The 17,973-nt window shown below is 72.4% G+C and carries 18 protein-coding genes and 1 riboswitch; of the genes, 9 read left to right on the top strand and 9 right to left on the bottom strand.

The genetic code is table 11. The features are described 5' to 3' along the window. The first annotated feature begins 77 nt into the window (after positions 1-77). On the top strand, positions 78-836 hold the full coding sequence (locus ACIF80_RS07445; protein ID WP_399800531.1) for an endonuclease/exonuclease/phosphatase family protein: 759 nt from the start codon (positions 78-80) through the stop codon (positions 834-836). Positions 837-848: 12 nt separating this feature from the next. Here ACIF80_RS07445 and ACIF80_RS07450 read toward each other — a convergent pair whose 3' ends face one another. Then, complete coding sequence (locus tag ACIF80_RS07450) at positions 849-1,523, bottom strand: hypothetical protein (protein ID WP_399800534.1); 675 nt, start codon at positions 1,521-1,523, stop codon at positions 849-851. Then, positions 1,516-2,313 (bottom strand): alpha/beta hydrolase, encoded by a 798-nt coding sequence (locus tag ACIF80_RS07455; protein ID WP_399800535.1) that lies wholly within the window; start codon positions 2,311-2,313, stop codon positions 1,516-1,518. The genes ACIF80_RS07450 and ACIF80_RS07455 overlap by 8 nt, the downstream gene beginning before the upstream one ends. Positions 2,314-2,523: 210 nt before the next feature. Between ACIF80_RS07455 and ACIF80_RS07460 the strand changes: the two genes are divergently transcribed. The 4 genes from ACIF80_RS07460 (at position 2,524) to ACIF80_RS07475 (ending at position 6,591) form a co-directional block, all read left to right on the top strand. Further along, positions 2,524-3,369 carry a lysophospholipid acyltransferase family protein gene (locus ACIF80_RS07460; protein ID WP_399801236.1) on the top strand — a complete coding sequence of 282 codons (846 nt, stop codon included), beginning with the start codon at positions 2,524-2,526 and terminating at the stop codon, positions 3,367-3,369. Between the two features lie 47 nt (positions 3,370-3,416). Continuing rightward, complete coding sequence (gene macS, locus ACIF80_RS07465; protein ID WP_399800537.1) at positions 3,417-4,673, top strand: MacS family sensor histidine kinase; 1,257 nt, start codon at positions 3,417-3,419, stop codon at positions 4,671-4,673. Then, positions 4,670-5,398, top strand: coding sequence for a response regulator (locus ACIF80_RS07470; RefSeq protein ID WP_399800540.1), 729 nt, complete (start codon positions 4,670-4,672; stop codon positions 5,396-5,398). The genes macS and ACIF80_RS07470 overlap by 4 nt, the downstream gene beginning before the upstream one ends. 197 nt (positions 5,399-5,595) lie before the next feature. Further along, positions 5,596-6,591 (top strand): 2-hydroxyacid dehydrogenase, encoded by a 996-nt coding sequence (locus tag ACIF80_RS07475; RefSeq protein WP_399800543.1) that lies wholly within the window; start codon positions 5,596-5,598, stop codon positions 6,589-6,591. On the opposite strand, the gene ACIF80_RS07480 is transcribed toward ACIF80_RS07475, so the two are convergent. Beyond that, positions 6,543-8,564 (bottom strand): anthranilate synthase family protein, encoded by a 2,022-nt coding sequence (locus ACIF80_RS07480; RefSeq protein WP_399800546.1) that lies wholly within the window; start codon positions 8,562-8,564, stop codon positions 6,543-6,545. The genes ACIF80_RS07475 and ACIF80_RS07480 overlap by 49 nt on opposite strands. A gap of 343 nt (positions 8,565-8,907) precedes the next feature. Between ACIF80_RS07480 and ACIF80_RS07485 the strand changes: the two genes are divergently transcribed. Then, complete coding sequence (locus tag ACIF80_RS07485; RefSeq protein ID WP_399800548.1) at positions 8,908-10,260, top strand: class II 3-deoxy-7-phosphoheptulonate synthase; 1,353 nt, start codon at positions 8,908-8,910, stop codon at positions 10,258-10,260. Positions 10,261-10,445: 185 nt separating this feature from the next. After that, on the top strand, positions 10,446-10,682 hold the full coding sequence (locus ACIF80_RS07490) for a (2Fe-2S)-binding protein (protein WP_351120421.1): 237 nt from the start codon (positions 10,446-10,448) through the stop codon (positions 10,680-10,682). Between the two features lie 12 nt (positions 10,683-10,694). On the opposite strand, the gene bfr is transcribed toward ACIF80_RS07490, so the two are convergent. Further along, positions 10,695-11,213, bottom strand: a complete 519-nt coding sequence (gene bfr / locus ACIF80_RS07495) for a bacterioferritin (protein ID WP_399800551.1) — start codon at positions 11,211-11,213, stop codon at positions 10,695-10,697. Positions 11,214-11,397: 184 nt separating this feature from the next. Between bfr and ACIF80_RS07500 the strand changes: the two genes are divergently transcribed. After that, complete coding sequence (locus tag ACIF80_RS07500) at positions 11,398-12,045, top strand: sulfite oxidase-like oxidoreductase (protein WP_399800554.1); 648 nt, start codon at positions 11,398-11,400, stop codon at positions 12,043-12,045. A gap of 37 nt (positions 12,046-12,082) precedes the next feature. Here ACIF80_RS07500 and ACIF80_RS07505 read toward each other — a convergent pair whose 3' ends face one another. The 5 genes from ACIF80_RS07505 to thiO form a co-directional block, all read right to left on the bottom strand. Next, a complete protein-coding gene (locus tag ACIF80_RS07505; RefSeq protein ID WP_399800557.1) occupies positions 12,083-12,964 on the bottom strand; it encodes a deoxyribonuclease IV in 882 nt (293 codons plus the stop codon). Positions 12,965-13,046: 82 nt separating this feature from the next. Continuing rightward, on the bottom strand, positions 13,047-15,044 hold the full coding sequence (pknB, locus tag ACIF80_RS07510) for a Stk1 family PASTA domain-containing Ser/Thr kinase (RefSeq protein ID WP_399800560.1): 1,998 nt from the start codon (positions 15,042-15,044) through the stop codon (positions 13,047-13,049). A gap of 201 nt (positions 15,045-15,245) precedes the next feature. Further along, positions 15,246-16,040 (bottom strand): thiazole synthase, encoded by a 795-nt coding sequence (locus ACIF80_RS07515; protein WP_399800562.1) that lies wholly within the window; start codon positions 16,038-16,040, stop codon positions 15,246-15,248. 2 nt (positions 16,041-16,042) lie between these two features. Continuing rightward, positions 16,043-16,279 (bottom strand): sulfur carrier protein ThiS, encoded by a 237-nt coding sequence (gene thiS, locus ACIF80_RS07520; RefSeq protein ID WP_399800565.1) that lies wholly within the window; start codon positions 16,277-16,279, stop codon positions 16,043-16,045. After that, positions 16,276-17,454, bottom strand: a complete 1,179-nt coding sequence (gene thiO / locus ACIF80_RS07525) for a glycine oxidase ThiO (RefSeq protein ID WP_399800568.1) — start codon at positions 17,452-17,454, stop codon at positions 16,276-16,278. The genes thiS and thiO overlap by 4 nt, the downstream gene beginning before the upstream one ends. Next, positions 17,452-17,563: riboswitch (TPP riboswitch) on the bottom strand. It overlaps the preceding gene by 3 nt. Positions 17,564-17,612: 49 nt before the next feature. Here thiO and ACIF80_RS07530 point away from each other — a divergent pair. Next, the gene (locus tag ACIF80_RS07530; RefSeq protein WP_399800570.1) at positions 17,613-17,963 is read left to right on the top strand and encodes a hypothetical protein; all 351 of its coding nucleotides are present in this window, start codon (positions 17,613-17,615) and stop codon (positions 17,961-17,963) included. The last annotated feature ends 10 nt before the right edge of the window (positions 17,964-17,973 follow it).

The following is a 17,973-nucleotide window of genomic DNA, read 5'->3' on the forward strand; positions in this document are numbered from 1 at the left end:
CGCCGACCGGTTCACTTCGTGCCGGTGCCGGCCCGCAGGGCGCTTCCGGTCGTGCGGGTCGGCGTATCTTGACCCGCATGGCGACGACCCCGCTGCTGCCCGACTCCCGGACCGAGTCCGACGGTTCGGCCGTGATCCGCGTCCTGAGCTACAACATCCGGTCGATGCACGACGACACGGACGCCCTCGCCCGGGTGATCACCGCGTGCGCCCCCGATCTGGTCCTGATCCAGGAGGCGCCGCGGTTCTTCCGCTGGCGCAAGAAACTGGCCCGGCTGGCCTCCGCCACCGGGCTGGTGGTCCTCTCCGGGGGCGCCACGGCCGCCGGTCCCGCGATCCTGTGCTCGCTGCGGGGGACCGTCGAGCGCACCGAGGACGTGCTGCTGCCGCTCACCCCGGGACTGCACCGGCGCGGCTTCGCCACCGCCGTCGTACGGTTCGGCGGGGCCCGGCTGGGCGTGCTGAGCTGCCATCTGTCGCTGCAGAAGGACGAGCGGTACGCACAGGGCGGCATGCTCCTGGACCGGCTCGCCAAGATGGGCGTGGAGCACGCGGTCGCCGGCGGCGATCTGAACGAGCGGCCGGACGGCCGTACCTTCCGTCGGCTGGCGGGCGAGCAGCTGACGGACTGCTGGGCGGCGGCGCCCTGGGGCGGCGAGTACACCTCGACCCCCGCCGATCCGCACCAGCGCATCGACGCGCTCTTCACCACCAAGGGCGTCGAGGTCCTGGGCTGCGGGGTGCCGCACGGTCAGCCCGGGGTGACCGGGACCGACCTGAGGGCGGCCACGGACCACCTTCCGGTCCTGGCCGCCCTCAGAGTCCCGGCCGCCTGATCCCGGGCGCCCTCAGACCACCGCGCCCCGGCCCGGGTCGTCGTCCTCGTCGTCCGTGCGCATGCGCATCACCAGCGTGCCGAAGCCGCCCAGGAAGCCGCCGATGCACAGCGTGGTCAGCCACCAGGTCATCTCCCAGCCGAGCAGTACCGCCAGCAGGAGCAGCACCGGACCGCCCAGGACCCCCAGCCACGCGAACTTGGACGTGACGTCGGTCTCGGGCAGCGGCGGGGGCTCCGGCGGTACGAAGTGGCCCTCGTCGCCGTCGTCGAAGTCGCTCTCCGACGGCTCGGACACGCTGTAGTCGCGCGGGCCGCCCACGCCCGGGGCGAAGGCGACCGAACCGCCCAGCGGCTTGACCGGCTTGTCCCCGGCCCGCGTCGGCGCCTCGGCCGGCGCCCCGTCGTCGGCGGCCTCGGTCCGTGTGTCGGTGTTGGTGTCGGACTCCAGCAGTGCCAGGTCCTCGACCGACTTGAACGGCTTGGCACCCGCCGGGTCCTGCGGCTCGTCACCGTATCCGGCGACGATCGCCTCCCACGCGGCGTCCTCGTCGAAGGGGACGTCCTGGTCCTGACGCTCCGGGCCGCTGCCGTCACGCCCCCGGCCCGCACGCGCCTCGCGCGCCTCGCGGGCCTCCTGGTCCTCACGCCCTTCGCGGTCCTCGCGGTCGGAGTCGTGCTCAGCCACCTGTGGTCGTCCCTTCCTTGCCGAGACCGGGCTCCTTGACGGTGCCGGGTGCGAGCCGCCCGATGAACGCGGTGCTCTCCTGGAAGATCCGCTCCGCGTCGTGGTCCAACGTCGCCACGTGGTAGCTCTGTTCCAGCAGGACCTCCGTCACGTCGAGAGACGAGACGCGGCCGAGGATCCGGGCCGAGTCCGCGGGCGGCACCACATGGTCCTGCGGGCTGCGCAGGAGCAGCAGCGGCTGGGTGACCTGGGGAAGCTCGCCGTCGAGCAGGCGCAGGAAGGTGCGCAGGGAGTGCGCCGCGTGCAGCGGCACCCGGTCGTAGCCCAGTTCCTCGACCGACGGCTTGGCGATGTCGCTCGCGATGCCCTTCGTCGCCGGGACGAGATGACGGAGCACCGGGAGGGCGTGCGCGGCCACGCCGTGCACCCGGTTCGCCGGGTTGACGACCATGACGCCGCTCACCGCGTCGCCGTGCCGCGCGGCCAGGCGCAGGGCCAGCGCGCCGCCCATGGACAGGCCGGCCACGAACACGCGCGAACAGCGGTCCCGCAGCAGTCGCAGCTCGCGGTCCACCTCCGCGTACCAGTCCTGCCAGCCGGTGGTCCGCAGATCCTCCCAGCGGGTGCCGTGCCCCGGGAGCAGGGGCAGCGAGACGGTCAGGCCGTGCTCGGCGAGATGCTCCGCCCACGGGCGCAGCGACTGAGGCGAACCGGTGAAGCCGTGGCAGAGGAGGACAGCGGTCTCCCCGCCCTCGTGGCGATACGGCTCGGCTCCGGTCAGGAGCGGCACTTTCGGCCTCCCGGTCGTAAGAGTCCTCGGAGTCGTGGACATCGTGGAAAGAAAGGAGTCGAGGGAGTCGACGGGCTGCACACGGGTTGCAGGACCTTCACCGTACGCGACCGCACTGACACCGACCAGGGTCGTCGGAGCCATTGACGGGACTCCGGGTTAGGGTCTGACCCACACAAAGAGGAAGGCACTCGGTTGTTGTACGGCGCGCTGAAGGTCACCGTCGGAGGGTCGCTGAAGCTTGCCTTCAGGCCCTGGGTGGAGGGCCTGGAGAACGTCCCCGCCGAGGGTCCCGCCATCCTGGCCAGTAACCACCTGTCGTTCTCCGACTCCTTCTTCCTGCCGGCCGTCCTCGACCGCAAGGTCACCTTCATAGCCAAGGCCGAGTACTTCACCACACCGGGGGTGAAGGGCCGGCTGACGGCCGCCTTCTTCAAGGGCGCGGGGCAGCTCCCGGTGGACCGCTCCGGCGCGCGCGGAGCCGGTGAGGCGGCGATCAGGAGCGGCATAGAGGTCCTCGAACGCGGCGAGCTGTTCGGCCTCTACCCGGAGGGCACCCGCTCGCCCGACGGACGTCTCTACCGCGGCAAGCCGGGTGGCCTCGCACGCGTGGCGCTCGCCACCGGCGCGCCCGTGCTCCCCGTCGCCATGATCGACACGGAGAAGGTCCAGCCGCCGGGGAAGGTCGTCCCGAAGCTGATCCGGCCGGGCATCCGCATCGGCAAGCCGCTGGAGTTCAGCCGCTACCAGGGAATGGAGCACGACCGTTTCGTGCTCCGCGCGGTGACCGACGAGGTCATGTACGAGATCATGAAGCTCTCCGGCCAGGAGTACGTCGACATGTACGCGACCGCCATGAAGCGGCAGCTCGCGGAGGCGGCGAAGGCCGAGAAGGACGCCGAGAAGGCGGAGAAGGCCGAACTCGCCCGCGCCGAGAAGGCGGAGAAGGAAGCGGCGAAAGAAGCGGCGAAGGAACTTCAGAAGGAACTCCGCGAGGAAGCGGAGAAGGAAGCCCAGAGGGAGCAGGCTGCCGAGCAGCGGCGGTCCGACCCCTAGGGCCTGCGGGCGGGGGCGGGGGCCGGGGGTCGAAGGGTGGGGGAGACATGCCCAGGCGCGAGAGAGTCATGAGGATGTCGGTCGAGCAGCCGCTGTGGCGCGCGCTCGCCGGTTACCGGGTCCTCACCATGGTGTACGCGGTCGGCCTGTTCGCCACCGCCTACGAGAGGTTCGAGCGTCCCTGGCTCGCCGTCGCCTACTTCGCCCTGCTGGCCGTATGGACACTGGCCACCCTGCCCCGGGTCGCCAACGCGGCCGCCTGCACCAGACGCTTCCTCGCCGCCGACCTGACCGTCGCGCTCACCGGCATCCTGCTCACCCCCGTCGCCGACGCCCCGGAGCGGATCGCGGCCGGCGGCCCGACCATGCCGTCGATATGGACCGCGGGCGCGGTGCTCGCCTTCGCCATCAAGGGCGGCTGGCGCTGGGCCGCCCTCGCCTCCACGCTGGTCGCCGTCGCCAACCTGATCGAGCGCGGAGGCCCCGCCCGCGACACCGTGCACAACGTGATCCTCGTCTGGGTCGCGTCCATCGCCATCGGCTATGTCGTCGAGGTCGCCCGCGCCTCCGAGCGCACCCTCGCCCGCGCCCTGGAGATCGAGGCCGCGACCAGGGAGCGGGAGCGGCTCGCGCGGGACATCCACGACAGCGTGCTCCAGGTGCTCGCGATGGTGCAGCGGCGCGGCGCGGTGATCGGCGGCGAGGCGGCCGAGCTGGGCCGGATGGCCGGCGAACAGGAGGTGGCGCTGCGCACCCTGGTCTCCGGCGGCCTGGTGCCCCTCCCCCGAGGGGCGGAGGACGCGGCCGGGGGAGCGGCGGACCCGCGCACCGCGGACGGGACCGCCGACGAGGACGGGGACGGCACCGGTGCCGTCCCCGTCGACCTGCGCACCCTGCTGGCCCCGTACGCCGGCGCCCTCGTCAGCCTCGCCGAACCCGGGGCTCCGGTGCCGCTCGCGCCGGCCGCCGCGCGGGAACTCGCCGCCGCTGTCGGGGCCGCCCTGGACAACGTACGCACCCACGCGGGGCCCGACGCGCGCGCCTGGATCCTGGTCGAGGACGAACCGGACGAGGTGATCGTCACCGTCCGCGACGACGGGCCCGGCATCCCCGAGGGCCGGCTCGCCCAGGCCGAGGGCGAGGGGCGGCTCGGGGTGGCCCTGTCGATCCGGGGGCGGCTGCGCGACCTCGGCGGCAGCGCGGAACTGATCTCGGTGCCCGGCCAGGGCACGGAGGTCGAGCTGAAGGTGCCCAAGCGCCACAGCGACGAACAGGACGTACGGGGGAAGGCGGAGCAGCGATGACCGACACGGCAGCCGGAGAGACGGGCGGAGAGCGGGGCGGAGCGCCGGGCGGGGGCGGACAGGCCCCGGTCAGGGTGATGGTGGTCGACGACCACCCCATGTGGCGCGACGCCGTCGCCCGGGACCTGTCCGAGTCCGGTTTCGAGGTGGTCGCCACCGCGGGCGACGGCGACCAGGCCGTGCGCCGCGCCAAGGCCGTCGCCCCCGACGTCCTCGTCCTCGACCTGAACCTGCCCGGCAAGCCCGGCGTCCAGGTCTGCAAGGAGGTCGTCGCCGCGAACCCGGCGCTGCGGGTGCTGGTGCTCTCGGCGAGCGGCGAGCACGCCGACGTCCTGGAGGCGGTGAAGTCCGGCGCCACCGGCTATCTGCTGAAGTCCGCCTCCACCCAGGACCTGCAGGACGCGGTGCGCCGCACGGCCGTGGGCGACCCGGTGTTCACGCCGGGCCTGGCCGGACTGGTCCTCGGCGAGTACCGCAGGCTGGCCTCCGACCCGGCACCCGCTCCGGACAGCGGCGCGTCCAAGGCACCCCGGCTGACCGACCGGGAGACCGAGGTGCTGCGCCTGGTCGCCAAGGGCCTCAGCTACAAGCAGATCGCCGAACGGCTCGTCATCTCCCACCGCACGGTGCAGAACCACGTGCAGAACACCCTCGGCAAGCTCCAGCTGCACAACCGCGTGGAACTCGTCCGCTACGCCATCGAACGCGGCCTGGACGACGCGTAGCACCGGCCGGCCGGTCCCCCCGGTCCCCCCGGTCCCCCCGGGGTCGGCCCTTCCGGCCGGACCCGGGACCCGGGGGCCGGAAACGCGCCGCGCCTGCCCCGTCCGGCCCGGGCGCGCCCGCCCCCGGCCCCGTATATTCGCGCATGCGGCAGCTGTCGCGTACGGAGAGTTCCCGGCACGACCCTGGGAGGGACCCTGTGGAGATCCTCGCGTTCGGTGTGCAGGCCGACGAGAAGCCCTTGATCGAGCGGGCCTTCCAAGGGCACCACGAGGTGCGCGGCCTGCATGTCTTCCTCAACGAGGACACCGCCCCCATCGCGGCGGGCCACGAGGTGATCTCCACCAGCGTCAACTGCGACCTCGGCGCCGGAGTCCTGGAGAGCCTGGCGGCCGGCGGCACCCGGATGATCGCCCAGCGGTCCACCGGCTTCAACAACGTCGACCTGAAGACGGCCGAGCGGCTCGGCCTGACGGTCGCCCGGGTGTCGTACTACTCGCCCCACTCGGTCGCCGAGTTCGCCTGGGCCCTCGCCATGGCCGTCAACCGCCGTATCGTCCGCGCCTCCACCCGCACCCGCGACTTCGACTTCCGCCTCGACGGGCTGATGGGCCGCGACATGCACGGCCGCACCGCCGGCGTCATCGGCACCGGCAAGATCGGCGAGGCGTTCACCCGGATCGCGCACGGCTTCGGCATGCGGCTGCTCGGCTGGGACGTCGCCGAGAACCCCGCCTGCCGGGACCTCGGCATGACCTACGTCCCCAAGGAACAGCTGCTCGCCGAGTCCGACCTGGTCAGCCTGCACGTCCCGCTGCTGCCGGAGACCCTCCACCTGATCGACGGAGCCGCCCTGCAGACGATGCGGGACGACGCGATCCTGGTGAACTCCAGCCGCGGCGGACTCGTCGACACCGCGGCCCTCGTCGCCGAACTGCGCGCGGGCCGCTTCGCCGGCGTCGGACTGGACGTGTACGAGGCGGAGGCGGGCCTGTTCTTCCTCGACAAGTCCCTGGAGGCCATCGAGGACGACACCCTGGCCCGCCTCGTCACCTTCCCGAACGTGCTGGTCACCTCCCACCAGGCGTACTACACCGTGGACGCCGTCGGCCAGATCATCGACACCACGGTGGCCAACGTCCTCGACTACACCGAGGGCCGCCGCTCGGAGAACGTCCTGGTCCCGCGCAGCTGACCGATCAGTTCGGCGACGATCGCCGCGCCGTTCAGGGTGAGCACCGACTCGGGGTGGAACTGCAGCGCCGCGAAGCCGGGTCCGCGCAGCGCGTGCACCTCGCCGCCCGCCGTGCGGCTCACCTCGATGCCGTGCGCCGCCAGCTCCGCCGCCGCCTCGTCGTCGCAGCGTGCGACGAAGCTGTTGTAGAAGCCGACCGTCTCCGGCCGCCCGAACAGGTCGATCTCCGTCTGCGCCCCCTGGTACGGCACCTCCTTGCGGACGGTCTCCAGACCCAGCTCGGCCGCGATCAGCTCGTGGCCGAGGCAGACACCGAGGACGCCGTGGCACCGGTCCGCCCCGATCACCGCGGCGGTCAGACCGCGCAGGAACCGCATCCTCGGGTCCTGCGTGTCGGACGGGTCACCGGGGCCGGGGCCCAGCACGACCGGGCCGTCGTGCCCGAGCACCGTCTCCCGCAGCCCGGGTTCGTCGTACCGTCGGACGGTGACCGCGAGCCCCGACGCGCGCAGCACATGCGCGAGCATCGCCGTGAACGTGTCCTCCCCGTCGACGACCAGCGCATGACCGTCCGGCGCATGACCGTCCGGCGTCCGGCCGTCCAGCGCGTAACCGTCCAGGACCTGACCGTCCAGGGCCCGGCCGACCGGGCCGCGCGAGGGCCGCTGCTCCCGCATCCGCAGCCAGAACGGGGCCAGCGAGGCCCGCCGTCCGTCCAGTGCCGCCCGCACCCGGGGGTCGTCCGCCAGCCGCGGCCGTACGGACTCCTCGCGCGGCCGCCCGGGACGCACCCCCAGCGCGGCCAGCACCCCGGCCGCCTTCGCGTGGGTCTCGGCGACCTCGCCCGCCGGGTCGGAGCCCCGCACCAGGGTGGCGCCGACCGGCACCCGCAGCCGCCCGGCCGCGTCGATGTCGGCGGTGCGGATGAGGATGGGGGAGTCGAGGGTCTGCGCCCCGACGGCCCCGTCCCGCCCGCCCCCCGCGGACCGGCCGAGCAGCGCCAGCGCCCCCGCGTAGTAGCCGCGCCCGCCGGACTCGTGCCGCTCGATCACCCGGCAGGCGTTCTGCACCGGCGACCCCGTGACGGTCGCGGCGAACATGGTCTCCCTCAGCACCTCCCGCACGTCCAGCGAGGACCGGCCGCGCAGCTCGTACTCGGTGTGCGCGAGGTGCGCCATCTCCTTCAGCCGGGGCCCGACCACGACCCCGCCCATGTCGCCGACGGTGCACATCATCTTGAGTTCCTCGTCGACGACCATCGACAGTTCCTCGGTCTCCTTGCGGTCGGCGAGGAACTCCAGCAGATGCTCGGGGGTCGGTCCGCCGGCCGGGTAGCGGTAGGTGCCGCTGATCGGGTTCATCACGACCGTCCCGCCGGACGCCCGCACATGCACCTCGGGGCTCGCCCCGACCAGCGTCCGCCCTCCCGCCTCCTGCCCGGTGTGCACCACGAACGTCCAGTACGCGCCCCGCTCGCCCACCAGCAGCCGCCGGAACAGCGCCAGCGCGTCGGCCCGGCCGAACCCGGGGATCTCCCCCTCGTACGTCCGCCGGATCACGAAGTTGGCGCCCTCGCCCCGCCCGATCTCCTCGCGCAGCACCCGCCCGACGATCCCGGCGTACTCGTCGTCGTCGACGTCGAAGCCACCGCCCTCCACCCGTACGTCGTGCGCGGGCAGCTGCTCCAGGGCCTCGGCGAGCGGGATCTCGTGGCGCTCCTCGGGGGTGAGCACCAGCAGCGGGGTGCCGTCGTCGCGCACGTCGAAACCGCGCTCCCGGATCTGCCGGAAGGGGATGAGCGCCAGCCCTTCGTCGGGAAGGTCGGCCAGACGGTCACGGGGAGTGACGGGGCCGAGCAACAGCTCCACCACGGCGTCGTCGTGGCCGGGTGTGCGGCGGCGCAGCAGGGCGAACGGGCGGGGATCGTCCAGCAGGCCGAGCAGGCTCGTCGGCCGGTCCATCGGTCGGTTCATCGGTCGTGGTCCCTCGGTGTGGGAGGGCCGACCCGCACGCGTCGCGCGGTCCGCGAACGCAGAAGGCCGCCCCTCGGGCGGCCTTCGCGAAGTCTTGCGTACGCGCTACAAGGTCAGTGGGCCGCCGGAGAAGCGGGCCACCACCAGTTCGGGGCGGAAGGGTTCTGAGCCGAACCGTTCCGGGTCGAGAGCGCGGACATGGCACGCACCCTAGCGCATGTCCCGCGAGCACAGGCCCCGCGCACGGCCCCGGCGCGCCCGCCGTCCGGTCACGGAACACGTTCTGCGTCTCACTTGCTGGGCATCGCCCGGAAGGCACCATCCCACCCCGTAATGTTGAGACGTGACCGTGAACGCTAAGACCAGCCCGAGCGCTGGCAACACCTGGCGAGACCTGCCCGCGGCGCAGCAGCCCGAGTACCCCGACACCGAGGCTCTGCGCGCAGTGATCGCGGACCTCGAGTCGTATCCGCCGCTCGTCTTCGCGGGCGAGTGCGACCAGCTGCGCGCCCGGATGGCGGCCGTCGCCAAGGGAGAGGCGTTCCTCCTCCAGGGCGGCGACTGCGCGGAGTCCTTCGACGCGGTGTCCGCCGACCACATCAGGGCCAAGCTGAAGACACTGCTCCAGATGGGCGCCGTACTGACGTACGCCGCGTCCGTGCCCGTGGTGAAGGTGGGCCGGATCGCCGGCCAGTACTCCAAGCCGCGCTCCAAGTCGACCGAGACCCGCGACGGCGTGACGCTGCCCACCTACCGGGGCGACTCCGTCAACGGCTTCGACTTCACCGAGGCCGCCCGTGTCCCGGACCCCGAGCGGCTGAAGCGGATGTACAACGCCTCGGCCTCCACGCTGAACCTGGTGCGCGCCTTCACCACCGGCGGCTACGCCGACCTGCGCCAGGTGCACGCCTGGAACCAGGACTTCGTGAAGTCGTCCCCGTCCGGCCAGCGCTACGAGCAGCTCGCCCGCGAGATCGACCAGGCGCTGAACTTCATGCAGGCCTGCGGGGCCGAGCCGGAGGAGTTCAAGACCGTCGAGTTCTTCTCCTCGCACGAGGCGCTGCTGCTGGACTACGAGTCGGCGCTGACCCGCGTCGACTCGCGCACCGGACAGCTGTACGACGTCTCCGCGCACATGGTGTGGATCGGCGAGCGCACCCGGCAGCTGGATCACGCGCACGTCGAGTTCGCCTCGCGGATCCGCAACCCCATCGGCATCAAGCTCGGCCCGACGACGACGGCCGAGGAGGCGCTGCAGTACATCGAGCGTCTCGACCCGGACCGCGAGCCCGGCCGGCTGACCTTCATCGTCCGCATGGGCGCGGACAAGATCCGCGACAAGCTGCCCGAGCTGGTCGAGAAGGTCACCGCCTCCGGCGCCACCGTCGCCTGGGTGACCGACCCGATGCACGGCAACACCTTCGAGGCGGCCTCCGGCCACAAGACCCGCCGCTTCGACGACGTGCTCGACGAGGTGAAGGGTTTCTTCGAGGTCCACAAGGGGCTCGGCACCCACCCCGGCGGCATCCACGTGGAGCTCACCGGCGACGACGTCACCGAGTGCGTGGGCGGTGGCGACGAGATCTTCGTCGACGATCTGCACCAGCGTTACGAGACCGCCTGCGACCCGCGGCTCAACCGCAGCCAGTCGCTGGACCTGGCGTTCCTCGTCGCCGAGATGTACCGGGACCAGTAGGCACCGGCAGCGGCGGGTGACCGGTACCGGTCACCCGCCGCTCACCTGCCGGAACGGCGAGGGGTGGGGTGCGGATCACACGAAATCCGTCCCCACCCGCTTTTGTGCCCTCCGGGTGACGGGTAAGGTTAGGTTTGCCTCACCGATCAGGGGTCGGGACGGCACGACCCACGCTACGTCGGGAGGTGAACCGCGTGTTCGTCTGCAGCTGCTTCGGAGTGACCGAGGAACAGGTGAGGAGTCACGCGGATGCCGGTGCCTGCACTCCCCGGCAGATCGCCTCCGCCTGCAAGGCCGGCACCGACTGCGGCGGCTGCGTGCGACGCATCCAGGCACTGCTCGGCCGTGGGGCCTGCCCCCGCCGGGAGCTGGCCGACCAGGGCCGGCCACCCCTCGCGACGGAGCTCCCCGAAGCCGCGTGAGCCCCTGTCGGGCTAGTGGGTGGAGAACCCGCCCGTCCCCGGGCCCGAGGGGTCCGGCTGGGACTGCTCGATCACCGTCGACAGGTACAGCGCCTCGCCCATTTTCTCGATGAGTTCCAGCTGGGTGTCCAGGTAGTCGATGTGGTGCTCCTCGTCGGCGAGGATCGCCTCGAAGACGTTGGCGGACGTGATGTCGTTCTTGTTGCGCATGACCTCCACGCCCCGGCGCAGACGGTCGATGGCCTCGACCTCGATCTCCCGGTCGGCCTGGAACATCTCCGTCACCGTCTGCCCGACCCGCACGTGGAAGAGCCGCTGGTAGTTGGGCAGGCCGTCGAGCAGCAGGATGCGGTCGGTGAGGACCTCCGCGTGCCGCATCTCGTCGAAGGACTCGGCGCGCGTGTACTCGGCGAGCTTGGTCCAGCCCTTGTGGTCCTGCAGTTTCGAGTGCAGGAAGTACTGGTTGATCGCGGTCAGCTCGGCGGTCAGCTGTTCATTGAGGAATTCGATGACTTCGGGGTCGCCCTGCATCGCAGAGGCTCCTTCCGTACGGATGAACGGGCCAGATGCGCCGCATGATTCCACCGGTGGAGAAGATCGTCCAGTAAGCATGGACTTAGTAAGTAAGGGTGCACTTACTGCTATTTGAGCTGTATTGCCCGGTTTCGTGGGGTCCCGGTCCGATGCATTACACCGGGTCTGTCAGGATGGAAGCATGGGTCAGCCGGCGGAACGCGAATCGGGGGAGCGCGCAGCGGAGGAGGGGGCACGGTTCGAGCTCCCGCCGGGACAGCGGCTGCAGAGGGGCTGGCCGGTCACGCACTACGGGCCGGTGCCCAGGTTTCGGCCCGAGCGCTGGGAGTTCAGGGTGTTCGGCGCCACCGCCGACGGCGACAAGCACTGCTGGAACCACGAGGAGTTCACGGCCCTGCCGTACCGCAGTGTCGTGGCCGACCTGCACTGCGTCACCAAGTTCAGCATGCTCGGCGCCGAATGGGGCGGCATTCCGGCCCGCACCCTCCTGGAGCTCGCCCCGCCCGCGCCAGAGGCCACCCATGTGATGGTCTGGGCCGAGTACGGATTCAGCTCCAACCTGCGCCTGGCGGACTTCTCGTCCGAGCAGAGCCTTTTCGCCACCCACAAGGACGGCGAACTGCTGACCGCCGAGCACGGGTTTCCGCTCCGTCTGGTCGTCCCCCATCTGTACGCCTGGAAGGGACCCAAATGGGTCCGCGGAGTGGAGTACATGACCACCGACCGCCGCGGTTTCTGGGAGGAGCGCGGCTACCACAACGTCGGCGATCCCTGGAAGGAACAGCGCTACTCGTACCAGGAGGAGCCCGGGGAGGGGCCCGAGCTCTGAGCCGGTCCGGCGCGCGTCCTTTCGGGACCGCAGGGGACTACGGCGTTTCCCGGAGCTTCTTCAGCCGCTCCACGTCCGCCGCGTGGCCCTCCTTGCCGCCGGGCGTCTCGATGACCAGCGGGACGCCCTCGGTCGCGGGGTGCGTCATCAACGCGCGGAACGGGTCCTCGCCGATATGGCCGTCGCCGATGTTCGCGTGACGGTCCTTGTGGGCGCCGACCACATCCATGGAGTCATTGGCGTGGATCAGTTTCAGCCGTCCCTCGCCGACCGTGTCCACCAGCAGATCCAGCGTCTGATGCATCCCGCTCGGCCCGGTCAGGTCGTGGCCGGCCGCGAAGACATGGCAGGTGTCCAGGCAGACGCCCAGTTTCGGGTGGGCGTCCAGCGCCTCGAAGTACGGCCCGAAGTCCCAGGTCCGCGAGCAGAGGGAGGAGCCCTGGCCGGCCGTCGACTCGAGGAGCAGGAACGGGTCGTCGTCATGGGTGAGCTCGTCGAGCAGCGGCAGCAGGTACTCCCGTACCTGCGCCAGCGCCACCGACCGCTCCCGTCCGCCCGTCGCGCTGCCGGTGTGGACCACCACGCCCAGCGCCCCGATCTCGCGCCCGCGCCGCAGCGAGTGCCGCAGCGACTCGGCGGACCGTTCGGCGGTCGCCCGGGTGTGGGACCCGAAGTTGATCAGGTACGGGGCGTGCACGTACGCCGGGATCGACTCGGCCGCGCACGCCTCGCGGAAGGCCTCGTCCTGCTTCGGGCTGCCGGTCGGCGTCGCCCAGCCGCGCGGGTTGGCGACGAAGACCTGAACGGCCTCCGCGCGCAGCTCACGGGCGTAGGGCAGACCGACGGAATGCAGACCGCCGGCGACGGGGACATGACCGCCGACCGGGTTGCGGACAGGGCCGGACAGGTGACTCTTCACCCCTCCAGGGTGTCATGCCGCCGCCCGGCGACCGCCGCCGGACCGACGGAACGGCAGCTCACCGGGCCGGCGGCTCAACGGCTCAGCGGATCTTGAGGGTGATGGTCGAGCCCTCGGGCGCGGTGTCCCCGCCCGCCACGGACTGACCCTTGACGGTGTCGCCGAACAGGCCGAGCAGCCCGCGGTCCTCCTCGACCCGGAACCCGGCCGCCTCCAGCGTCTCCGTGGCCTCGTCCACGCTGTCGCCGACCACGTCGGGAACCTCGATCATCTCGGGTCCCTTGGACAGCGTCAGCGTCACGGTGTCCCCCTCGACGGCCTCGTCGCCCGCCTCCGGGCTCTGCCGGGCCACCCGGCCCGCGTCGTGCTCGGAGGTGATCCGCCCGGTGGCGACCTCCACCTCGAGGCCGGCCTCCTCCAGCGCGGCGCGCGCGTCCGCCGGGTCCTGGCCGGTCACGTCGGGGACGTCCACCGGGTTGCCCTTGCTCACGGTGAGCGCCACCGCCGAGCCCGCACGGACCTCGGTGCCCCCCGCCGGCCGGGTGGAGACCACGGAGCCCTTGGCCACGTCCTCGCTGAACTCCCGGGTGACCATGCCCGGCTCCAGGCCCGCGTTCTTCAGCGCGGACCGTGCCTTGTCCAGCGCGACGCCGTCCGCATCGGGCACCTTCACGGTCTCGGGCCCCTTGGAGAGGGTCAGCGAGACCGAGTCGGTGCCGCGGATACGGGCGCCCGCCTCCGGGTCCGTACGGACCACCGTGCCCCGCTTCACGGAGTCGCTGTACGCCTCCTCGACCCGGCCGACGTCCAGCCCGGCCTCCGCCAGCCGGTCCCGGGCCTCCTTCTCGGTCTTCGCCAGCAGCGGCGGGACCTTGGTGAACTGGCCCGAGTTGATGTACCAGACGCCCGCTCCGGCCCCCAGGACCAGCAGCACCACGACGACGATCGTCATCGGGCCGCGCAGCAGCGCCGGAGCGCGCAGCCCCGGTCCGCGCCGGGGCGGCAGCGGCGCCGGGGTCCGGAGCCGGCTGGTGCGGTGGCGGGGGTCGGCACCGCCGCCGTGCCCCCGCTGCCCGTCGTCCTCGTCGACGGGCAGCGGGCGGGACGGGGGTCCCCCCGCGCGGGCGAAGCCGGGCGTGGGGGAGGTCAGCGCGCGCGGGATGACGCTCGTACGGTCGTCCGCGTTGTGGTGCTCCGACGACAGCGCCTGGGGCGGTACCGCGTCCAGCTCGGCCGCGTCGAGGCCGCCGCGGGCCTCGCGGACCTGTGCGAGCAGCGCCACCGCGTCGTACGGACGGACCTCCGGGTTGCGCGCGGTCGCCGACGCGACCAGCTCGTCCAGCCCGTACGCCAGACCGGGGACGACGGCCGACGGCGGCGGCACGTCGTCGTGCAGATGCTTGTAGAGCACGATCGCGGGGGAGTCGCCCTCGTGCGGCCGCTCGCCGGTCAGCATCTCGTAGAGCAGGATGCCGCACGCGTAGACGTCCACGCGGGGGTCGGCGGTACCGCTCTCGATCTGCTCCGGTGCCAGGTAGGAGACCGTGCCCAGCACGGAGCCGGTGGTGTTCGTCACCGTGCCCACGCCCCGGACCAGGCCGAAGTCGGCGACCTTGACCCGGCCGTCGTCCCCTATCAGGACGTTCTCCGGCTTCATGTCACGGTGCACGAAACCGGCCCGGTGCGCGGCACCGAGCGCGGCCAGCATCGGCTCCAGGATGTCCAGCGCGGCGCGCGGCTGCAGCGCCCCGCGCTCGCGCAGCACGTCCCGCAGGGTGCAGCCGGCGATGTACTCCATCGCCAGGTACACGTACCCCCGGTCGGTGCCCTGGTCGAAGACCTGCACCACGTTCGGATGGTCCAGACGGGCCGCCGACTTCGCCTCGCGGATGAACCGGTCGACGAAGGAGCCGTCGGCGGCGAGCGCCGGGTGCATCACCTTGAGCGCGAGCACGCGGTCGAGGCGGGTGTCCACGGCCCGGTAGACCGTGGCCATCCCGCCGACCGCGATACGCGCCTCGACGCGATACCGACCGTCGAGCACCTGCCCGACCAGAGGGTCCTGAAGGGTCGTGTCCACGCAGCGAGTCTACGAGCAGCCGCCGACACCCCCGACCGCTTCGTCGCGGATCGGTCCGCGACTGCAGCCGACCTGTGACGCAACCCACGCAGCCCGGGACGGGTGCGATCACGGGCGCACCCCCACGAGAAGCCCCGGCCTCCCGGCCGACCGGAAACGGGCGGTGCGTGGGCGGAGAACGACCCGGCGACGGCGGCCCCCTCAGAACGCGGGCCGCTCCGGATCCAGCGCGGCGAGGCCTTCCGCGGGAGACGACGCCTCGGCGAAGTGCCGCCGCGGGATCCGCCCCGCCCGCCGGGCCAGCCGCCCCGCCTCCACCGCACCGCGCATGGCGGCAGCCATCAGCACCGGCTCCTGCGCCCGCGTCACCGCCGAGGCGAGCATCACCCCCGCGCACCCCAGTTCCATCGCCAGCGCCGCGTCCGACGCCGTACCGGCGCCCGCGTCCAGGATCACCGGCACGCGCGCGTGCTGCGTGATCAGCTCGAAGTTGTGCGGGTTGCGGATGCCGAGCCCCGACCCGATCGGTGACCCGAGCGGCATGATCGCCGCACAGCCGGCGTCCTCCAGTTTCCGCGCCAGCACCGGGTCGTCATTGGTGTACGGCAGCACCGTGAACCCGTCGTCGACCAGCGTCTGAGCCGCCTCCAGCAGCTCGATCGGGTCCGGCAGCAGGGTGCGCTCGTCGGCGATGACCTCCAGCTTGACCAGGTCGGTGCCGAGCGCCTCCCGCGCGAGACGCGCGGTGAGCACCGCTTCGCCGGCGGTGTAGCAGCCCGCCGTGTTCGGCAGCACCCGGATGCCCAGCTTCTCCAGCACCGACAGGACCGAGCCGTGCACCGAGGGGTTCACCCGCCGCATCGCGACGGTCGTCAGCTCCGTACCGGACGCCACCAGCGCCCGCTCCAGCACGTCGAGGCTGGGCGCCCCGCCGGTCCCCATGATCAGCCGGGACGTGAAGGACGTACCGCCGAGAACGAACGGATCGTCGGCCATGGTCAGCCTCCTTGGACGGCGGTCAGGACTTCCACCCGGTCCCCCTCGGAGAGGGACGTGAGCGGCCATCGCGCGCGCGGGACGACGGTTTCGTTGAGGGCGGCGGCCACCCCGGAGGGAGCCGGGGTCAGGGTGGCGACCAGCGCGTCGAGCGCCGTGCCGGAAGCCACCTCGCGCGGCTCCCCGTTGACGGAGACGGTGACGGTGGTGCCGGTCGTGGCATTCGCCGGATCGTTCATGCGGGCTGCTCCGTGAGTGCGGCGGCGGTGAACCGCAGGGGGGTGAAGGGGCGGGCCTCGGCCGGGAGCCCACCGGTGGTCAGGACCTCGGCCAGGACGTCGCCCGTGACCGGCGTGAGCAGTACGCCGTTGCGGTGGTGCCCGGTCGCGAGGACCAGCCCCGCCAGCGCGGACGGGCCGAGCAGCGGCGCGTTGTCGGGGGAGCCGGGGCGCAGCCCGGCCCGGGTCTCGGTGAGCGGCAGTTCGGTGATCCCGGGGACGAGTGCGTGGGCGTCGCGCAGCAGTTCGTACACCCCGCCCGCGGTGACGGTCGTGTCCCAGCCCTGTTCCTCGCTGGTCGCCCCGATCACCAGCTCCCCGTTCTCGCGCGGCACCAGGTACACATGGCTGCCGCGCACCACCGCGCGTACCGTCCGGCTCAGGAACGGGCCGAACCGGTCCGGCATCGCGAGCCGGACCACCTGCCCCTTCACGGGACGTACCGGAGGCAGCACGTCCGCCGGGATCCCCGCGAGCCGACCGCTGAGGCTGCCCCCGGCGAGCACCACCTGCCCGGCGCTCAGCCCGGTGCCGTCGGCGGTGACCACACCCGTGGCCCGCTCCCCGGCGACGGTGAGCCGCTCGGCCCACGCGCGGCGCACTTCCACTCCCGCCCGCTCGCAGGCGGTCACCAGCGCGGCCGCCAGGCGCCGGGGGTCGATCTGGTGGTCGCCGTCCACCCGCAGCCCGCCGCGCACACCCGGTGCGAGCATCGGCTCCAGACGTCGGCACTCCCGTCCGGACAGCCACTGCGCGTCGAGCCCGGACCGCTGCTGCAGGACGTGCAGTTCACGCAGGTGAGCGCGGTCGTCGGCGTCCAGCGCGACCGCGAGCGTGCCGCAGCGGCGGTAGCCGAGGTCATGGCCGGCGGCCTCGGTGAGCTCGGCCGCGAAGTCGGGATAGCGGCGCGCGGAGGCGAGGTTCAGACCGAGCAGGGTCTGCTCGCCGTAGTGCAGTTCGGTGACGGCGGCCAGCATCCCGGCGGCCACCCGGGCGGCGCCGGCACCCGGCTCGGGGTCCAGCACGGTCGTGGACAGCCCGCGCTGCGCGGCCCGCCAGGCCGTGACCAGGCCGATGATCCCGCCCCCGACGACGAGGACGTCGGGGGAGCGCTGCGAGGTGTGTGTGGGCGGCATGGGCGTCCAGCCCCTCCCTTCGCCGGCATGACCCGGATCAGGTTCATACGGTCGGAGGCCGCCAGCCTCCCTCTCAGCCCGGTGCGTCCGGGCTCCCGCGAGTGTCTTACGTTGGCCACCCTAGCCTCCGGATCAACGAACGTGTAGGGAGTCTTCGCATGGCTGGTTCGCTCGACGGTCTCGTCCTCGCCCCCGTCGCCGACCAGGCGCCGGGCCAGGTCGGAACCCGCACCCGGTTCGCGTACCACGAGCGGGACGGCGAGATCTGGGCCGAGTACGCGGGCGGTGACGTCGTCCGCGGACACCTGGTGGGTACCCGGGAGGGGGACCGGCTGGACTTCCGGTACGTGCAGCTCAAGCGCGACGGCACCACCTCCTGCGGACACTGCGGGTCCACGGTCGTGGAACTGCCCGACGGGCGGGTGCGGCTGGAGGAGACCTGGGAGTGGGAGTCGCAGCCGGGCAGCGGCACCAGCGTGGTGGAACAGCTCACGGCTCCCGAGGACTGACCGGCCACCG

The organism is Streptomyces sp. NPDC085927 (genome assembly GCF_044540975.1).
Classification (GTDB): Bacteria; Actinomycetota; Actinomycetes; order Streptomycetales; family Streptomycetaceae; genus Streptomyces; species Streptomyces hirsutus.

Excerpts from the sequence above, each read along its gene's own strand:
- ACIF80_RS07445 (WP_399800531.1), top strand. The coding sequence starts at position 78 with ATGGCGACGACCCCGCTGCTGCCCGACTCCCGGACCGAGTCCGACGGT.
- macS (WP_399800537.1), top strand. The coding sequence starts at position 3,417 with ATGCCCAGGCGCGAGAGAGTCATGAGGATGTCGGTCGAGCAGCCGCTG.
- ACIF80_RS07470 (WP_399800540.1), top strand. The coding sequence starts at position 4,670 with ATGACCGACACGGCAGCCGGAGAGACGGGCGGAGAGCGGGGCGGAGCG.
- ACIF80_RS07480 (WP_399800546.1), bottom strand. The coding sequence starts at position 8,564 with ATGAACCGACCGATGGACCGGCCGACGAGCCTGCTCGGCCTGCTGGAC.
- bfr (WP_399800551.1), bottom strand. The coding sequence starts at position 11,213 with ATGCAGGGCGACCCCGAAGTCATCGAATTCCTCAATGAACAGCTGACC.
- ACIF80_RS07500 (WP_399800554.1), top strand. The coding sequence starts at position 11,398 with ATGGGTCAGCCGGCGGAACGCGAATCGGGGGAGCGCGCAGCGGAGGAG.
- ACIF80_RS07515 (WP_399800562.1), bottom strand. The coding sequence starts at position 16,040 with ATGGCCGACGATCCGTTCGTTCTCGGCGGTACGTCCTTCACGTCCCGG.
- thiS (WP_399800565.1), bottom strand. The coding sequence starts at position 16,279 with ATGAACGATCCGGCGAATGCCACGACCGGCACCACCGTCACCGTCTCC.
- thiO (WP_399800568.1), bottom strand. The coding sequence starts at position 17,454 with ATGCCGCCCACACACACCTCGCAGCGCTCCCCCGACGTCCTCGTCGTC.
- ACIF80_RS07530 (WP_399800570.1), top strand. The coding sequence starts at position 17,613 with ATGGCTGGTTCGCTCGACGGTCTCGTCCTCGCCCCCGTCGCCGACCAG.